Genomic DNA, 16561 nt, shown 5'->3' on the forward strand with positions numbered 1-16561 from the left:
AGAGCCATTTTATTCCTCCTTCAAATCCAGCTGAATCCCTCCGGCAGCACAAAAGGATTTATATTTGTATTATGTTTACAGATCTGTACAGTCCTTTACAACAGTTAAGACACGCCCGTTTATCACAATTGTGGATAAAAAGGGATGATTTAATAGATCCTTATATTTCCGGAAATAAGTGGCGTAAACTGAAGTACATTCTGGAAGATGCCAGTACAAAAGGGAAAAATCACCTGGTTACCTTTGGTGGCGCTTATTCTAATCACCTGGTGGCTACCGCAGCAGCTGCTTCCAGGTCAGGACTGAAAGCAACCGCCTTTGTGAGAGGAGAACAGGTGAATAATGAAATGCTGGTGCTCTGTTCACTGTATGGCATGGAACTTATCTTTACTGACCGCGAAACGTATAAGGATAAAACTGCCTGTTATACTGCTTATGCAGAGAAACACGCTGATACTTATTTCATTGATGAAGGAGGAGCATCTGCCGAAGCAGTCAGAGGCTGTGCCGAAATCATTACAGAATTACCAGGGGATACCGCTCATCTATTTTGTGCTGCTGGCACGGGTACTACTGCTGCTGGTTTATTGCAGGGTATCCAAAAGGCAGGACTGACGGCTAAACTTCATGTCATTCCGGTATTAAAAGGCGGCGAATTTATACGGGACGAAATTGCTCAGTATGTTCCGGTAACTGACCAGCTGGTTTTACATACAGATTATCATTTTGGTGGTTATGCTAAAACAAAACCAGATTTACTGAAATTTATCAGGGATTTCACTGCTGCACATGGTATATTGATCGACCCTGTTTATACGGCTAAACTATTCTTCGCTATTTATGATTTAGCAGAGAAAAATTACTTTAGGGAAGGAGAAAAGATAATCGCTCTGCATACCGGGGGATTGCTGGGAATAATGGGAATGAAAGATAAGCTTATTTAGAAACAACCTGAACCAAATGAAACAACTGCAACACCTGTTTATATTTTCATTCCTACTGCTTTTTCAGTTGATCCCAAAACTGGCCTCTGCCCAGGATTCGCTGTTTATAATTCCAAAACCTCAATTACAAACGGAGAGACCCGGATTTTATCTGTATCCAAATCTGGAAGAAGTATATGCCACTAAAACATTTCTGGCTACTGCCGATTTACTTCACGAGCATCCGTATATACATTTCCAGAAAGCCAAATTACTCCTGCCTGGTCAGCTAATCCCTAAACAAGGGATCATACTGATCATGGCAGACCGGAAAGATCCGCTTGCGCCAAATGCTTACCGCCTGCAGGTAGATACCAGAAGGATTATAATTACAGCGCATCAGCCGGCTGCTATGCTCAATGGAATTGCTACCTTAAGGCAGATAGCTTATACCCGGAAAAACGGGCGTACAATCCCTGCGGTATACATTGAGGATCAGCCTCAGTTCAGTTATCGCGGACTGATGCTCGATGTTTCCCGTCATTTTTATCCAATCAGCTTTCTGAAAAAGTATATTGATATCATGTCTTTATATAAGTTGAATACCTTCCACTGGCATTTAACTGATGGTGCAGGCTGGAGACTGGAAATTAAAAAATATCCGGAACTCACCAATAAGGCTGCCTGGAGAACTGATGATAACTGGAAGAAATGGTGGGACGGCGGACGACAGTATGTCGAGATGGGATCTCCTGAAGCGCATGGTGGATTTTACACACAGGAAGAAGCAAAAGATTTAGTAAGATATGCTGCAAAAAGAGGGATTACGATTATCCCGGAGATAGAGATGCCTGGACACAGTGAGGAAGTCCTGGCTGTATATCCCAACCTGTCCTGTTCTGGAAAACCTTACAAGAACTCCGAATTCTGCATAGGGAATGAGGATACATTTACCTTTTTACAAAATGTCATCAACGAAGTAATTGCTATTTTTCCTTCGGAATATATCCATATTGGTGGAGATGAGGCTGATAAAACAGCCTGGAAAGAATGTCCAAAATGCCAGAAAAGGATTAAAGATCTCCATCTGAAAGATGAAAATGAATTGCAAAGTTATGCTGTTAAAAGGATGGAGACTTATTTAACCAGCAAGGGTAAAAAACTGATTGGATGGGATGAAATATTAGAGGGGGGACTTAGCCCTGCAGCAACAGTAATGAGCTGGCGCGGAGAAAAAGGAGGCATCGAAGCGGCAAATACCGGACATGATGTGATTATGACCCCAGGGGCTTACCTGTATTTTGATGCTTATCAAACTAATCCGATCGGGCAGCCTGAAGCAATTGGCGGTTATTTACCTTTAAAGAAGGTTTACTCTTATTTCCCTGTCCCTGCCGAAATAAGCGCGGCCAACAGGAAACATATCCTGGGGATTCAGGCTAATGTATGGACAGAATACATGCCCACACAGAATCAGACTGACTATATGGTTTTCCCCAGAGCGATTGCACTGGCCGAGATTGGATGGACAGCTGAGAAGAATAAAAACTGGGATGATTTCCAGTTACGCCTGCAAAAACACTATTTACTTTTACAACGTTTTGGTATCCATTATTATGTTCCTTCAAACGAATTGAGCATTCTGTCTAAATTTGACATGGTGAGCAGGAAAGCCAGTGTCAGTATCAGTTCTGAGCAATTTCATCCTGAAATAAGATATACGATTGACGGGAGCTCTCCTTCTGTCAGTTCGGCTGTGTATAAAGCCCCTGTTGAACTAAATGTCACATCTGTTGTTAAGGCCGGGATATTCAAAAACAAGATACAACAGGGAAAAACACAGGAGTTAATGGTTGATATCCATAAGGCTATTGGTAAAAAAGTGATTTATAATAATCCATGGAGTAGTGGGTATCCTGCACAAAAAGAACTGACTCTGGTGAACGGAGAAACGGGTGACCTGACTTATGGTGATGGTCAATGGCAGGGCTTTCTGGGTAATTTCGATGTCACCATAGATATGGATACCAGAACCGCGCTGAATGAATTAAAAATCCGTTTTATGCAACTCACCGGGCCCGGCGTTTATATTCCTTCGGATGTTTCAATCTCAGTCTCAGAAGACGGGAAAGATTTCAGACCCATCAGAAAACTGGAAAATGATGTTCCGGTCTCTGATTCATCTCTGAGGTTCAAAACCTTTGTCTTTAATTTAAAAGGAGTATCTGCAAGGTATATCAGGATAACCGGAAAAAACGAACAGAAAGGATTTGTCTTTACTGACGAAGTAGTGATCTACTAGCTGATATATTATCCCTTTGGCAGGCAATATATTTACTTGCCAAAGGGATGGAAAATTAATTATCAGCCTTCTTCGCTGTTTTTCATTTTCATTAACAGTGTATAAGCATTCTTAGTGACTATAGTACTGGATGACAAGGGTGATTTGATTTCTGTAAATCCACTCATCGAGACTCCGACCTGAACAGGTATCAATTTGTACCTGCGTGGTGCTTCTTCAGTAAACAGGTAGTATTTATTATCTGATTTAACAATAGCTTCTTCAGGAACACTTAATACCTTTGCATTATTCAACTGGATTTCACCATTCATAAACATTCCGGGAATTAACTCTTTAGGGAGTTTATCCAGGTGGCAATGTACTTCAGTATTGCGTTCTTCACCTATATTCGGCGTTATCAGATGAATAGTCGCATTGTATTTCACTGCCGGGTTTTTGTTAGTGTAACATAACACTTTCTGTCCCGAACTTAAGCTCGCTGCATCATTTTCAAACACAGTTAGTTTCAGATGCAAGTCTCCCGGATTGATCAATTCAAATAAGATGTCAGTCGGGTTTACATACCTGCCCATATTTACATTAACCTTGGTTACATAACCACCAATCGGCGCGTAAATACTGATCTTATTACTAATGTTATTTTCATTTAATTTAGCAGGATTAATATTAATCATCTGGAGTTTTTCGCCCAAAGCTTTCAGTATAACTTTCTGATTCATGTAATCGCTTTTTACTTGCTGGAATAATTTGTCACTGCTCGCTTTGGTTATGTTTAGTTCCTTTTGACGGTAGAAATCTGCTTCCAGAAAAACCAGCCTGTTTTTCGCTGTCAGGAAATCCTGTTGTAACTGAATATATTGCTGATCCTCCAAAACAGCCAGCAAAGTACCTTTCTGAACTTTCTGGCCAGGTAACAAAGTCGCTTTTTTCACATATCCACCCATTGGTACGCTTATAGAAACGATATTCTGCGGTGGTACATCTATAACTCCATTAACTTTTAATATGGAATGCATTTCTCTTTCCTGTGGTGTTCCTGTCACGATCCCTGCATTCTTAATCTGTTCAGGTGTCAGCTCTACCACATCTTTATTTACATTCTTATTTTCATTTGTTGTACCTGTGCTGGTTTTATCTTCTTTAGGCTGCTCGCTGCAGGAAGAGAACAGAATCATCAGCATTACGGTAATTAAGGCGCTTGCTTTCATATATATCTTTAATTAGTTAATGGCAATATTTTTTCTACTTCAAAAGCAGCTTCGTTCAATTGTTGTACAGTATTAAAATACTCACTTCTGATTTGAATGGCCTGGTTGATCAGAATTACCCAATCCAGGTAACCGACTTCTCCGGCATCCAGCTTGAGTGTAGCGGTATGAATAATAGATTTTGCATTTGGCAGCAATGTTTCCTGATAGGATTTAACCATTCTGCTGCTTTGATTGTATATGCGGATCGCATCCTGAAGACCAGACTGAAGTTGCTGCACAACTACATCTGCTTCTTCCTTACGCTGACGAATCAATAGGTTTGATGCCTGGATCCTGGAACGCTGAGCCCCCCAGAAAACCGGGATACCAATGCCGACAGTTACAGAAGAGAACCGGTTATGATTACTATAATACTTTTCTATATTCTGGCCTGTAGTCTGCCATCCGATAATAGTTGAGCTATTATAACCTGCATTAAAAGTTGGCATTAACTTACTTTTCTCCAGTTTAAGCTGATGCCGGGCAAGTTCGACCTGTTCCTGCTGTAAGCGCATTGCCGGGCTTCGTCCGAGATAACTTGTATCAGGTAAAGCAGTCAGATGATATATAACAGGATCTGATGCGGGTTCAATTTCATATTCAGTATTCAGCAAAACCTTAAAACGGTTCTTTAACACCTGATAGTCGGTATCAAGCAGCTGTAACTGATTGTAAATCTGAAAACGCTGATTTTCTGCTGTCGTCTGTTCAAGCACATCCACATCACCGGTTTTAAACCGTTGCTTTGTTTTTTGAAGAAATTTGGAATACAAACTATCAGTTTCCAGCAAGAGTGCCTTTTTTTGCTGTAAAACCAGTAAACGATAAAAGGTCTGTTTAACCAGATTGATAATAACCAGCTCCCTTTGTGCCAGGTCAATTTCACTAATCTTAATATTAGTTTGGTTAATACTGCCCTGGTGTTTGTAAACTCCGGGGAACTGAATAGCCTGAGAGATGGAAAAACGATTATCATTGGCTATACTATTAAACTTACCGTACTCAAACGTGGCATTTGTCTTCTCCAGATCAAGATTGCTCTTTTTCAGGGCCCGGTAATACCCTACTTCCGTTTTGGAGACCTTCAATGACGCATTATTTTTTAATGCGCTGTCTACTGATGTCTGCAGAGAAATTTTCTGTTGTGCACTGGTCTTCGAAAAACTAAACCCAAGGATCAGAAATAAGGATATTATCAATTTTGTGGGTTTAAAATAACCGAAACCTTTTTCAAATAAGATATACAGCATGGGTAAAACAAATAAAGTAAGCATAGTGGAGACGATCAGTCCACCGATAACAACGGTGGCCAGAGGCTTTTGTACTTCCCCACCTGCTCCGGTACTAATTGCCATTGGAATAAAACCTAAAGAAGGCACCAGGGCTGTCATCAATACGGCACGCAACTTAGATTTTGTCGCATGGATTACTATGCGTTTAACATCTGTCCAACCCTCCTTCTGAAGACGGTTAAACTCAGACACCAGTAAAATCCCGTTTAATACGGCTACTCCGAACAAGGCAATAAAACCAACTCCGGCAGATATACTGAATGGAATGTCCCTGACCCATAAAGCGAACACACCACCTATCGCGGACAAAGGAATAGCTGTATAAATTAAAAGACCTTGTTTTACAGAACTGAATGCAAAATAAAGCAATAAAAATATCAGCAGTAAGGCAATTGGAACAACTATACTTAAACGGGCTTTGGCAGCGGTCATGTTTTCAAAAGAGCCTCCATACACGATGGTATATCCCTTTGGCAGCTTTAATTTCTGCTCAACCTTTTGCTTAAGTTCAGTAACGATAGACTGTACATCACGTCCACCTACATTAAATCCTACGATGATCCTTCTTTTTGTATTTTCCCGCTGTATCTGGTTTACGCCCTCAATTTCTTCAATTCCCGCAACAAAAGACAATGGGATTTGCGTACCCTGTCTGGTCTGAACCAGCAAGTTTTCAACATCCGAAATATTTTTCCTGGAATCACCCGCCAGACGGACTACCATATCAAAACGTTTCTCGCCTTCATATACTTGTCCTGCTACCTGTCCGGCAAAAGCTGTATTCACAACCCGGTTAATATCACTTACATTTAAGCCATATTTAGCCATCCCATCCCGGTTGTATTTAATGACCACCTGTGGCATTCCGGTTACGCGTTCTTCATAAATATTAACGGCACCTTTTACAGACTGAATTACGTCATTCAGCCGGTGCGCATAACTTGCAAGAGAATCCAGGTCTTCTCCAAATATTTTACAAACTACATCTTGCCGGGCACCGGTCATCAATTCGTTAAAACGCATTTGAACCGGAAACTGGAAGCCAACAGTAATGCCAGGTACTTCCTCCAGCGCTTTGGTCATCTTCGTACTTAACTCGCTAAATGTAGTAGCTGATACCCAGTCCTTTTTATCCTTCAGGATCACCATCATATCGGCAGCTTCAAAAGGCATAGGATCTGTTGGCACTTCAGCACTGCCTACTTTAGTCACTATTTTTTCTACCTCAGGAAATCTTTTCAACAAAATTCCGGAAGCCTGCTGCGTAGAATTGACAGTATTATCCAGGTTACTCCCTGTAAGCAATCTGGTCTCCACAGCAAAATCACCTTCTTCCAGTTGTGGTATGAATTCTCCACCCATACGGCTCAGAATCACTATAGCAGTTACAAAAAGACAGAGTGTTACGACAATCATCGTTCTAGGAAAAGATAATAATCTGTTTAAAAGTGGCTGATATCTTCTTTCCAGCCAGACCATTAACTTGTCTGTAAAAGTTAACTGATGCTTTAGCTTTTTATTTAAGCATAGAGCAGCCATCATAGGCACATAAGTAACGGACAGGATAAAAGCGCCCAGAATAGCAAAGGCAATCGTAAAGGCCATTGGTTTAAACATTTTTCCCTCGATCCCTTCTAAGGAGAGAATTGGTAAATAGACGATCAGGATGATGATCTGACTAAAAACGGCAGATTTAATCATTGAACCGGTTGATTTACTCACTTCACTATCCATTTGCTGCTGATCAATCCTGGCCATTCCCCTGAAATGTTTGGAATGAGAAAAACGATGCAGAATCGCTTCCACGACAATCACAGATCCGTCTACAATCAGACCGAAATCTATAGCTCCCAGACTCATAAGATTGCCGCCGACGCCAAACATATTCATCAGGATAATTGCAAAAAGCATGGAAAGGGGGATGACAGAAGAAACTATTAATCCTGCGCGCAGATTACCCAGAAAGAATACCAGCACAAAGATCACAATCAATGCTCCTTCCATTAGATTGGTTTCTACTGTCTTAATTGCGTTGTTAACCATTTTTGTTCTGTCAAGGAAAGGTTCAATTACCACGCCTTCGGGCAACATTTTCTGAATCTCTGCAACCCGGTCTTTAACTCTTTTAATAACCACAGAAGCATTTTCTCCTTTAAGCATCATGACAACAGCACCGGCAACTTCTCCCTGATCATTAAAGGTCATTGCACCATAGCGAATGGCAGAACCAAATTGTACATCAGCCACATCGCCCATTAATACGGGCATTCCATTACCGAGGGTTTTAACTACAATCTTTTTAATATCTTCAATGGAAGAAGTAAGCCCTTCGCTTCGTATATATAATACTGTAGGTCCTTTTTCAATATATGCACCTCCAGTATTCTGATTATTTTTTTCCAGGGCATCGAAAACGTCTGCGACCGTCATATTATAGGCCTTTAATTGCTGCTGACGAACCGCAATTTCATATTGTTTGAGTTTACCTCCAAAACTGGAAACCTCGGCTATCCCGGGGGTTCCAAGCAACTGCCTTCTTACGATCCAGTCCTGAATAGTTCGCAACTCCGTTACATCGTATTTATCTTCAAAACCTTTTTTGGGCCTGACTACGTATTGGAATATTTCACCTAGTCCTGTTGAAACTGGCGCCATCTCGGGACTACCAGAACCCTCCGGTATATCTTTGGTAACCTGCTGGAGTTTTTCACTGATCTGTTGCCTGGCCCAGTAAACATCGACACCATCATTAAATACGATGGTCACCAGGGAGAGTCCAAAACGGGAAAAACTTCTGATCTGCTTCAAACCAGGAATACTACTGCAGGCTTGTTCAACGGGAAAAGTAACTAATCTTTCTATATCCGGGGCTCCGAGTGAAGGAGAAACGGTGATCACCTGTACCTGGTTGTCTGTAATATCCGGAACTGCATCTATGGGTAATCTGGTCACTTCGTAAGCACCCCAACCAATCAGGGCGAATACAAATAAACCAATGATCAGCTTGTTCCTCACAGAAAAGCCAATTATCTTATTCAGCATAATTTTTTATTTATTGATTAAAAAAAAAGATCGCATAAGCCACCTTTAGCCAACTATTTGCAAGTTCACTATAGGGGTAAGCATGATAAAAAATTGTCTTCTATGACAGCTGAGGAGGCCTGAAAAGAGATTCAAGAGCCGGTTGTAAAAACATACAATCCCTGAAAATAGGTTGTACACTTTTTACAGGAAGTATATAGGGTTTATTGATTCTTGTTTTCGCCATTGGAATAGCAAGCTGACTAACGTAGGACTCGACTTTTTTAAAAGGCAATTTCATATCCTGTTCCTGATCATCGTCATTCAGATCTTCTCCCCAATAATGGAAACTCAGAAACTGCAACACAGTGATATCCAGATCCCTTTGTTTATGTTCCTGATAATGCGCGACCAGCATCGGAATCTTCAACAATTGTTTCAGATCCGTGTTATACGTCAAAATCAGCAATAGCAATATATAAGAGCAGCATTGTTTCACGGCGTAAAGATATAAACTTGAACAATTTTAAACAGGTTATTCTACTTTTACGTTTGTAACTTTCAAAGCAACAGGAAAAGGATAACCGATCTTATCTGTCAGTTCCTTCATTTCGTTTGCAGTAGCACCATTGGCGATCATCATATTCCCCTGACTAATCTCCCCATAAATAATAGCAGCCAAAATGAGTTCTTTATTAGCCACAATGGCCATCATTTCGCCTGTATGAGCTTTAGTATAAGCTGCCAGTTTAACTCTTCCGGATTCGTTAAGGATGAGCGATGCAACTGGCCTGTTAGTCGTCGGGTCATATTTCAGCACCGCATTAACTATTTCTTCACTATTGATTATTGGTTTTTCATTATCCAAAAGGTATAATTCATACAGATCGTCCCACCTCTTCATCATATACCAGTGCAGATTTTTGGGAAGACTGATCTGCTGAATGATCTTTCTCACTTCTAGTGTATCCTTATTTTTCATACTTCCCAGATAGGTAAAATGTGTTATTTCTTCTGGTGGAAAAGTTAGCCACTTTTCTGCTCCCTTTGCTTTCAATTCAGCAATCATTCCCAGAGCATCAGGATAGCCAGATAGGAAACGAATATTCGTTCTGAGGTTAAGTCGTGCCTTTACCGAATCGACATTGACCTTTCCATACAAATGCAGCAGAATTTCCCCATTCCCTGGTACCAGATCTTCAGGTGCTATTTTATGGCTATACACTCCGTTTAAACGACTGGTAATGGTTTCTATCATGAAAGTTTTAAAAGAAGTATCTGCCTGGAAAGCCGGATCTTCTGGCTGCAAAGTAAAAACAGTATGCATTATTCTTTTTGCTGCCTTTTCTTCTCCTTTTTCTACAGCGCGTTTGGTCTTCCTGGCCTGCGGCTGTGCCTGGCTGAATAAAGCAGAAGAAATCAGCAGAATGAAAAGGAAAGTTGTTTTTTTTTGCATAAATTTCAGGGTATGAATTACGAAAATAAGGATATCTTATCATCTAATTCCAACAGCCTGTCATTTAAAACGTTAAACATATCATACGATGAGCCTATTCAAAAACCTTTTCGGAAAAGAATCCGGACAAACAACTGCAAACCCAACTCATCAGATTGAATCTTCAACATCATTCAAAACAGAACAGGAATTACTGGAATTTTATGGTGGTATCGGCTTAGATAAACAACGTAATCTTTATGGATTGATTGGCGATAATAACTGGAATGCAGACCTGAAGAAAGGAGAAGTCAGCTTTGGGGAGAATCTCGTTTTCCCTATTCAGGTTCTTGGCTCATTCTCTCATTCATCCCAGACATGGCTTTGGGCATGGGCAAATAAGCAACTGGATTGTCCGGAAGCTTTTCTGCAACAAGCCCTCCAACTTAAAAAATATGGCGAAGACAACAATCTCAATCTGTTAAAAAACAGCGATTTCGAAGCAGACATCAACGACCTCCACCTCATCGGAATGATTGCCTCAGGACTGTTCAACTCCAGTGCCTATTACCTGGCCGACTATGGTCAGGGTATACTGGTGGTAACTGTCAAGGCAGATGCGATTGAGAAGAATAGTAAAGATGACCACATCAGGGTGTTGACCGTTTTCCCAGAGCTCATCTCTACCTTTGAAATGAATCATCAGACTTCCCTGAATAATTACCTGATTCAAAAGAATTATTCAATAACAAATGAAGGCGACACACTGACAGCCACAAAAAACGGCGAGACCATTACAGCCGAATTTGACGGTCAGCACCGCTTAACCAATCTGAAAGGATAGTAAAATATAGTTAACAACTGTTCGGTTAAGATCCGTTTTATCACAAAATCATACTTTAAACAGTTTAAACCTTGTTTTTAGTTTTTTAGTCAAAAAATGCCCTGTACTTGTTATTTAGGGGCTTTTTGCTAAATTTGGATAAACCAAAACATAGAATTATGTACGAACTTACTGTTGCTCCTGAACAGGTTAATGAGATTTTAAGTCAGCATATTTTAGCCGATGGATTTGATCTGACCTATGACATGGGACAAAGCCAGGGAGCATACATTTACGACTCAAAGTACAAGCGAACGTTACTGGATTTCTTTACTTGTTTTGCATCTGTCCCTCTGGGATACAATCATCCGAAAATGATTAACGATGCTGCTTTTAAACAAAGTCTTTTACAGGCTGCAATGGCTAACCCATCAAATTCTGATGTGTACACCCAACAATATGCAGAATTCGTAAAAACCTTTGGTGCGATAGGTATCCCCTCTTATCTTCCTCATGCTTTTTTCATAGCAGGTGGTGGATTAGCCGTTGAAAATGCCATTAAGGTAGCAATGGACTGGAAAGTTCAGAAAAACTTTACTAAAGGCTACAAAGAAGAGAAAGGGTTCAAAGTTCTGCATTTTGAAAAAGCCTTCCATGGCAGAACCGGTTATACACTCAGCTTAACCAATACACTTCCGGATAAAACTAAATGGTTCGCTAAATTTGACTGGCCAAGGGTATCCGTACCTACCGTAAAATTTCCACTGGAAAATGATAATTTAGCCACCGCTATTCATACTGAAGAACTTTCCATAACGCAGATCAAACAGGCTTTTGCTGAGCATAAAGATGATATTTGCGCCATCATCATCGAACCTATTCAATCTGAAGGCGGCGATAATCATTTACGTGAAGAATTCCTGATCCAGCTCCGCAGTATTGCAGATGAAAATGATGCTTTCCTGATCTACGATGAGGTACAGACTGGTGTTGGACTAACTGGTAAATTCTGGTGCCATCAGCATTATAGCGAAAAAGCCCGTCCGGATATTCTTGCTTTTGGTAAGAAAATGCAGGTATGTGGTATATTAGTAGGTAGCAAGGTGGATGAAGTGGAAAACAATGTATTCCGTGTTCCTTCAAGAATCAATTCCACCTGGGGAGGTAATCTGGTGGATATGGTCAGGTCTACAAAGATCCTGCAGATCATTGAAGAGGATAAATTATGTGACCATGCTGCCAAAGTCGGTCAATATCTGAAAAGCAACCTGGAAGAGCTGGCTTCAAAACATGATAAAATAACGAATGTACGTGGTAAAGGATTATTATGTGCCTTTGATTTCCCTGACGCAGAAATGCGCAATGCTTTTATTCAAAAGGGAATGGAGCACAATGTGATGTTCCTGGGTTGTGGCCCTCAGACCATCCGTTTCCGTCCTGCATTGATTATAGAGGAAAACCATATCGACCAGGGGTTGGAAGTAATGACTAAAATATTAGCTGATTTATAAAATATAATGCGCAATAAAAAAATAAATATTTTCCTGGGTATCCTTGTTTTTGTTTTAGTGATATGGATGCTTAAGGGTACCTTTTTTCAACCTGGGGCCGGCGATCTTAAAGCTGGCTTCAAAGAGGTTGCTCATTACAGAAATGAGAATAACACAGGTCCTGTACAATACGTCTTTGCTGTAACGGTTAAAGATACAATATGGTCGGAGATGGAAACTTACGGGAACTATAAACCGCACCATAAAGGGGGAAATACCAAAGTATATTACTTCCTTGAGGGTTCGGCAGTACCTACAGATTTAACTCCGGGCAGCGTGAATTTTGACACGAAGTTTAACGGAAATTGCGTCGGGCTGTACGAGAAAAGTGCCATGGGAAATATCAGTATTACCAAACGGCCATTTAAGTAAGGCATTGCCTGTAAACGTCAAGAGCCCCTGTCCAGATCTCTGGACAGGGGCTCTTGATATTATACTCTTTTTATTTTAAGAGTTCAGCCAGCTTAGCTTCTAAAGCCTCACCTCTTAAGTTTGTGGCTACAATTTTACCTGCAGGATCCACCAGGAAGTTCTGAGGAATACCTCTTACACCGTATTGTACAGCTACAGCATTATTCCAGAATTTAAGATCAGAAACTTGTGTCCAGACTAAACCGTCTTTAGCAATCGCAGCCAACCATGCATCTTTTTTACCTGGCTGATCTAATGATACACCAAGGATAGTAAATTTCTTGTCTTTGAATTTATTATAAGCTGCTACCACATTCGGGTTTTCTGCCCTGCATGGACCACACCAGGATGCCCAGAAATCGATCAGTACATATTTACCACGGAAACTGGATAATTTCACTGGTTTATCATTCACGTCATTTTGCGTAAAATCAGGAGCCATTACACCTATTGATGTTGCACGTGCAGCATCAATAGCTTTTGCCAGTTCAACACCAGCCTGTGTAGCACGTACTCTTGCAGAAAGGCCTTTATAAACTGGCTCAATTTCAGCAACGTTTATACTTGAACCTGCTGTTTCACGTAAAGCCAGCAAACTGAAATAAGAATCTGGATTAGCTTTGATAAATGTTGACTGAAGTGCCTGCATAGCTGCTGATGCTTTTTCATATTTAGCCTCCAGTGCACTTCTGAATTTCTCATCTTTCTGCTGCTCTTCTGTAGCACTGCTATATTCCTTATTTACTGCTGTTAATTCAGCCAGAGGAACAGCAACATGTTTCATGTAGCGGGCATTCTCATCATTCAGTTTTGAACCTGTAACGACTACCGTTTTCACCGAGTCTTTTGCAGACAGGTTAATAACTGCCGGCTCAAGGTAAACGATAACATTATCTGCAGATCTGCCTAATTTTTTAAGGCCCTCTCCTTTATGGTCAACAATCACTCTGGCCATGGTAGGTCCGGCGACTTTTCCCTTAAACACAAATGCTCCTTTGTTCACGACTGCAGAATCCATTACTGAACTCTCCCCCGCTCTGTAAGTCAGATATACTTTTGCAGGGGCATCAAGGGTACTGATTTTCCCATTCAATGTAAAATCTCCTGCTTGTGCAAAAACAAAAGCCGGAGTGGTCATTAATAATGACAGCAAAACTCTTTTCATTTATTCTATTTTTAGGTATCCGTTTAACAAAAATTAACCTGAAATCGCAACGATCAATCTGCATTGGCTGCATTTCAATATATCCAAAATTAAAATAATATATCGGATGATTAAGGGTGTAACTAAAATATAACGTATTTCTTTCGTTTGTTGTATCGTTATTACGAAAAAAGCATTAGTGTGCATCTTCAATTGCTTGGGCAACCATAACTCCCAATGCTGTCGCACGTACCCTGGCTGAAAGATCTTTATAAAGAGGTGCTAATTCCTGAAAGTTTAGTTCTTCATTAAGATAAGGCTCAGTCAGCGCTACAAGGCTAAAATAAGAATCAGGATGTGATTTAATATAGATCAGCTGACGTGATTTCAGTTTAGAGAAAGACATATCGTATTCTGTTTCTATCAGAAAATTAAAATCGTCATCCTGTTTCTTTTCTGCCGAGGCATAGACAAACTTCCTGAGTACAGCAGCTACTGCAGCCCTTGGAGTTGCTATATATTTTAGATAGGCATGATACTCCTCATTGAGCTTTGAACCTTTAATTTCAGCATATTTTATCGAATCTTTTGCCGTAACACTGAACTGACCAGGTTCGAGGTAAAGCAAAATATGATCTGTCCGCTGATCAATTTCTTCGAGGATATCACCGGTGAAATTTGCCTCTCCTTTTATTCCCAATTTTTCTGCTCCTTCATCCCGATGATCAAAGATGATTTCTGCCAGTACTGGTTCACCTATTTTCCCTTTAAAAGTAAATTTACCCTGATCAGTTACAGCTGAATCAAGCACAGACTCCCCGTCGGCCAGATAATTAAGATATATCTTTGAAGGAGTTTTAAGATGATGGATGACACCATTTAACAGGAAATCACCTCGCTGGGCAAAAACCAGCACTGGTAAGGATAATAATACGAACAGCAGAATTCTTTTCATTTATAATCTGGATGATTGATCCAAAAATAGCATTTGATAACTGAAATAACGCTAAACAAAAGCGGAAAACCCAGTTATCGCCCTCCCTACAATGAGCGAATTGATTTCTTTTGTTCCCTCATAAGAATAGATAGCCTCTGCATCGGCTACAAAACGGGCAACATCATATTCCAGTAAAATCCCGTTTCCTCCCATGACCTCTCTTGCCCTGCTCACTACATCTCTGGTTCTTAAAGAACAGAAAACTTTAGCTAATGAGGCATGTTCATCTGTCAGTAATCCCTGATCCTGCAACTGAGACAGACGGAAACACAAAGTCTGCATAGCAGTCAGGTTAGACAACATCTCCACCAGATGATTTTGTATCAGCTGAAACGAAGCGATAGGTTTACCAAATTGTTTACGTGTTCTGGTATAGGCCAGCGCACTTTCATAAGCTCCCCTTGCACATCCAACGGCCTGCCAGGCTACACCTGCTCTTGTCATTCTCAGCACCTTCGCCGTATCTTTAAAGGAATTGGCATTTTGTAAACGATCTTCTTCATCCACTTCACAGTTTGTCAATGTAATCAGTCCGTTCTGCACGATACGAAGCGCCATTTTATCCTGCATCTTCTCTACGGCAATACCTTTGGTACCTTTCCTTACCAAAAATCCTTTCACCTGGTTGTCTTCCAGATCTCTGGCCCAGATAATAGTGACATCAGAAAATGTAGCATTACCTATCCACTTCTTCTGTCCATTTAAGATCCATTTGTTTCCCTGTCTTTTAGCTGTCGTAGTCAGACCTCCTGCTGCTGCCGACCCTACCTCAGGTTCTGTCAGACCAAATGCACCGATTATTTTCATCTGCTGCATCGCTGGTAACCATTCCTGTTTCTGAGCCTCTGAACCCAGTAAATAGATAGAGCCCATGGCCAGCCCGCTTTGAACACCAAAAAAAGTAGACATGGAAGTATCAACCCTGGCCATTTCCATCGCCAGCATACCTTCCATCAGATTGGATTTACCAGGACAACCATAGCCCTGATAGGTCAGTCCGCAAATATTGAGTTCGGCGATCTTAGGGATCAGCTCAAACGGAAACTCTGCCTTCAGCCAATAATCATTGACCAAAGGTTTAACCTCTTTCTCTAAAAAGCTACGTACTTTTAACTGCAGTGCGCGGTCTTCCTCGTTTAATGCAGCATCACCTAAATGATAGAAATCTCCGTTAATGGGTGGAAGCTCCTTTTTCTGATGAGGTGTTCCGAGCATTTTCATTAAACCGCTGAGCTGAGCCTCCTCTAAACCCGCGACGGCATCTACTATTTTTTTAAGATCCACTTTCCTGGAGAGTGCGTCCAGTTTTTCAAGGTCCACACTCTGAAAAAGTGTGTAAGCGTTCTTTATCTTGGAAAATATATTGGCCATAATCAAAGCTGTTTCTATGAAGAACAGCTAACTGGCACTTTT

12 protein-coding genes are annotated in these 16561 nt (G+C 40.8%); 5 read left to right on the top strand and 7 right to left on the bottom strand.

The features are described 5' to 3' along the window. The first annotated feature begins 71 nt into the window (after window positions 1-71). A complete protein-coding gene (locus HDF25_RS11480) occupies window positions 72-944 on the top strand; it encodes a 1-aminocyclopropane-1-carboxylate deaminase/D-cysteine desulfhydrase (protein ID WP_184624899.1) in 873 nt (290 codons plus the stop codon). A gap of 16 nt (window positions 945-960) precedes the next feature. Then, entirely contained in the window at window positions 961-3225 is a 2265-nt protein-coding gene (locus HDF25_RS11485) for a family 20 glycosylhydrolase (RefSeq protein WP_184624900.1), read from the top strand. A gap of 62 nt (window positions 3226-3287) precedes the next feature. On the opposite strand, the gene HDF25_RS11490 is transcribed toward HDF25_RS11485, so the two are convergent. From HDF25_RS11490 to HDF25_RS11505, 4 genes are all read right to left on the bottom strand, one after another. After that, window positions 3288-4433, bottom strand: coding sequence for an efflux RND transporter periplasmic adaptor subunit (locus HDF25_RS11490; RefSeq protein WP_184624901.1), 1146 nt, complete (start codon window positions 4431-4433; stop codon window positions 3288-3290). An 8-nt stretch (window positions 4434-4441) separates the two neighbouring features. Beyond that, window positions 4442-8809: a CusA/CzcA family heavy metal efflux RND transporter gene (locus HDF25_RS11495; RefSeq protein WP_184624902.1), complete on the bottom strand. Its 4368-nt coding sequence runs from the start codon at window positions 8807-8809 to the stop codon at window positions 4442-4444. Window positions 8810-8909: 100 nt separating this feature from the next. Then, the gene (locus HDF25_RS11500) at window positions 8910-9248 is read right to left on the bottom strand and encodes a hypothetical protein (RefSeq protein WP_184624903.1); all 339 of its coding nucleotides are present in this window, start codon (window positions 9246-9248) and stop codon (window positions 8910-8912) included. 75 nt (window positions 9249-9323) lie between these two features. Continuing rightward, window positions 9324-10244 (bottom strand): SecDF P1 head subdomain-containing protein, encoded by a 921-nt coding sequence (locus tag HDF25_RS11505; protein ID WP_184624904.1) that lies wholly within the window; start codon window positions 10242-10244, stop codon window positions 9324-9326. An 88-nt stretch (window positions 10245-10332) separates the two neighbouring features. Here HDF25_RS11505 and HDF25_RS11510 point away from each other — a divergent pair, with 88 nt between their 5' ends. The 3 genes from HDF25_RS11510 (at window position 10333) to HDF25_RS11520 (ending at window position 12968) form a co-directional block, all read left to right on the top strand. Next, window positions 10333-11067 (top strand): DUF6882 domain-containing protein, encoded by a 735-nt coding sequence (locus HDF25_RS11510; protein ID WP_184624905.1) that lies wholly within the window; start codon window positions 10333-10335, stop codon window positions 11065-11067. Between the two features lie 158 nt (window positions 11068-11225). Beyond that, a complete protein-coding gene (lat, locus tag HDF25_RS11515; protein WP_184624906.1) occupies window positions 11226-12557 on the top strand; it encodes an L-lysine 6-transaminase in 1332 nt (443 codons plus the stop codon). A gap of 6 nt (window positions 12558-12563) precedes the next feature. Then, window positions 12564-12968, top strand: coding sequence for a hypothetical protein (locus HDF25_RS11520; protein WP_184624907.1), 405 nt, complete (start codon window positions 12564-12566; stop codon window positions 12966-12968). A 70-nt stretch (window positions 12969-13038) separates the two neighbouring features. On the opposite strand, the gene HDF25_RS11525 is transcribed toward HDF25_RS11520, so the two are convergent. The 3 genes from HDF25_RS11525 to HDF25_RS11535 form a co-directional block, all read right to left on the bottom strand. Next, window positions 13039-14172, bottom strand: coding sequence for a TlpA disulfide reductase family protein (locus tag HDF25_RS11525; RefSeq protein WP_184624908.1), 1134 nt, complete (start codon window positions 14170-14172; stop codon window positions 13039-13041). Between the two features lie 175 nt (window positions 14173-14347). Beyond that, a complete protein-coding gene (locus HDF25_RS11530) occupies window positions 14348-15106 on the bottom strand; it encodes a DUF4369 domain-containing protein (protein WP_184624909.1) in 759 nt (252 codons plus the stop codon). A 51-nt stretch (window positions 15107-15157) separates the two neighbouring features. After that, entirely contained in the window at window positions 15158-16519 is a 1362-nt protein-coding gene (locus HDF25_RS11535; protein ID WP_184624910.1) for an acyl-CoA dehydrogenase family protein, read from the bottom strand. Between the last annotated feature and the right edge of the window lie 42 nt (window positions 16520-16561).

The organism is Pedobacter cryoconitis (assembly GCF_014207135.1).
In the GTDB taxonomy this organism is placed as follows: Bacteria; Bacteroidota; Bacteroidia; order Sphingobacteriales; family Sphingobacteriaceae; genus Pedobacter; species Pedobacter cryoconitis_D.

What these genes read in the sequence shown, in the direction of transcription:
- HDF25_RS11480 (WP_184624899.1), top strand. Translation starts at nt 72, where the DNA reads ATGTTTACAGATCTGTACAGTCCTTTACAACAGTTAAGACACGCCCGT.
- HDF25_RS11485 (WP_184624900.1), top strand. Translation starts at nt 961, where the DNA reads ATGAAACAACTGCAACACCTGTTTATATTTTCATTCCTACTGCTTTTT.
- HDF25_RS11490 (WP_184624901.1), bottom strand. Translation starts at nt 4,433, where the DNA reads ATGAAAGCAAGCGCCTTAATTACCGTAATGCTGATGATTCTGTTCTCT.
- HDF25_RS11495 (WP_184624902.1), bottom strand. Translation starts at nt 8,809, where the DNA reads ATGCTGAATAAGATAATTGGCTTTTCTGTGAGGAACAAGCTGATCATT.
- HDF25_RS11505 (WP_184624904.1), bottom strand. Translation starts at nt 10,244, where the DNA reads ATGCAAAAAAAAACAACTTTCCTTTTCATTCTGCTGATTTCTTCTGCT.
- HDF25_RS11510 (WP_184624905.1), top strand. Translation starts at nt 10,333, where the DNA reads ATGAGCCTATTCAAAAACCTTTTCGGAAAAGAATCCGGACAAACAACT.
- lat (WP_184624906.1), top strand. Translation starts at nt 11,226, where the DNA reads ATGTACGAACTTACTGTTGCTCCTGAACAGGTTAATGAGATTTTAAGT.
- HDF25_RS11520 (WP_184624907.1), top strand. Translation starts at nt 12,564, where the DNA reads ATGCGCAATAAAAAAATAAATATTTTCCTGGGTATCCTTGTTTTTGTT.
- HDF25_RS11525 (WP_184624908.1), bottom strand. Translation starts at nt 14,172, where the DNA reads ATGAAAAGAGTTTTGCTGTCATTATTAATGACCACTCCGGCTTTTGTT.
- HDF25_RS11530 (WP_184624909.1), bottom strand. Translation starts at nt 15,106, where the DNA reads ATGAAAAGAATTCTGCTGTTCGTATTATTATCCTTACCAGTGCTGGTT.
- HDF25_RS11535 (WP_184624910.1), bottom strand. Translation starts at nt 16,519, where the DNA reads ATGGCCAATATATTTTCCAAGATAAAGAACGCTTACACACTTTTTCAG.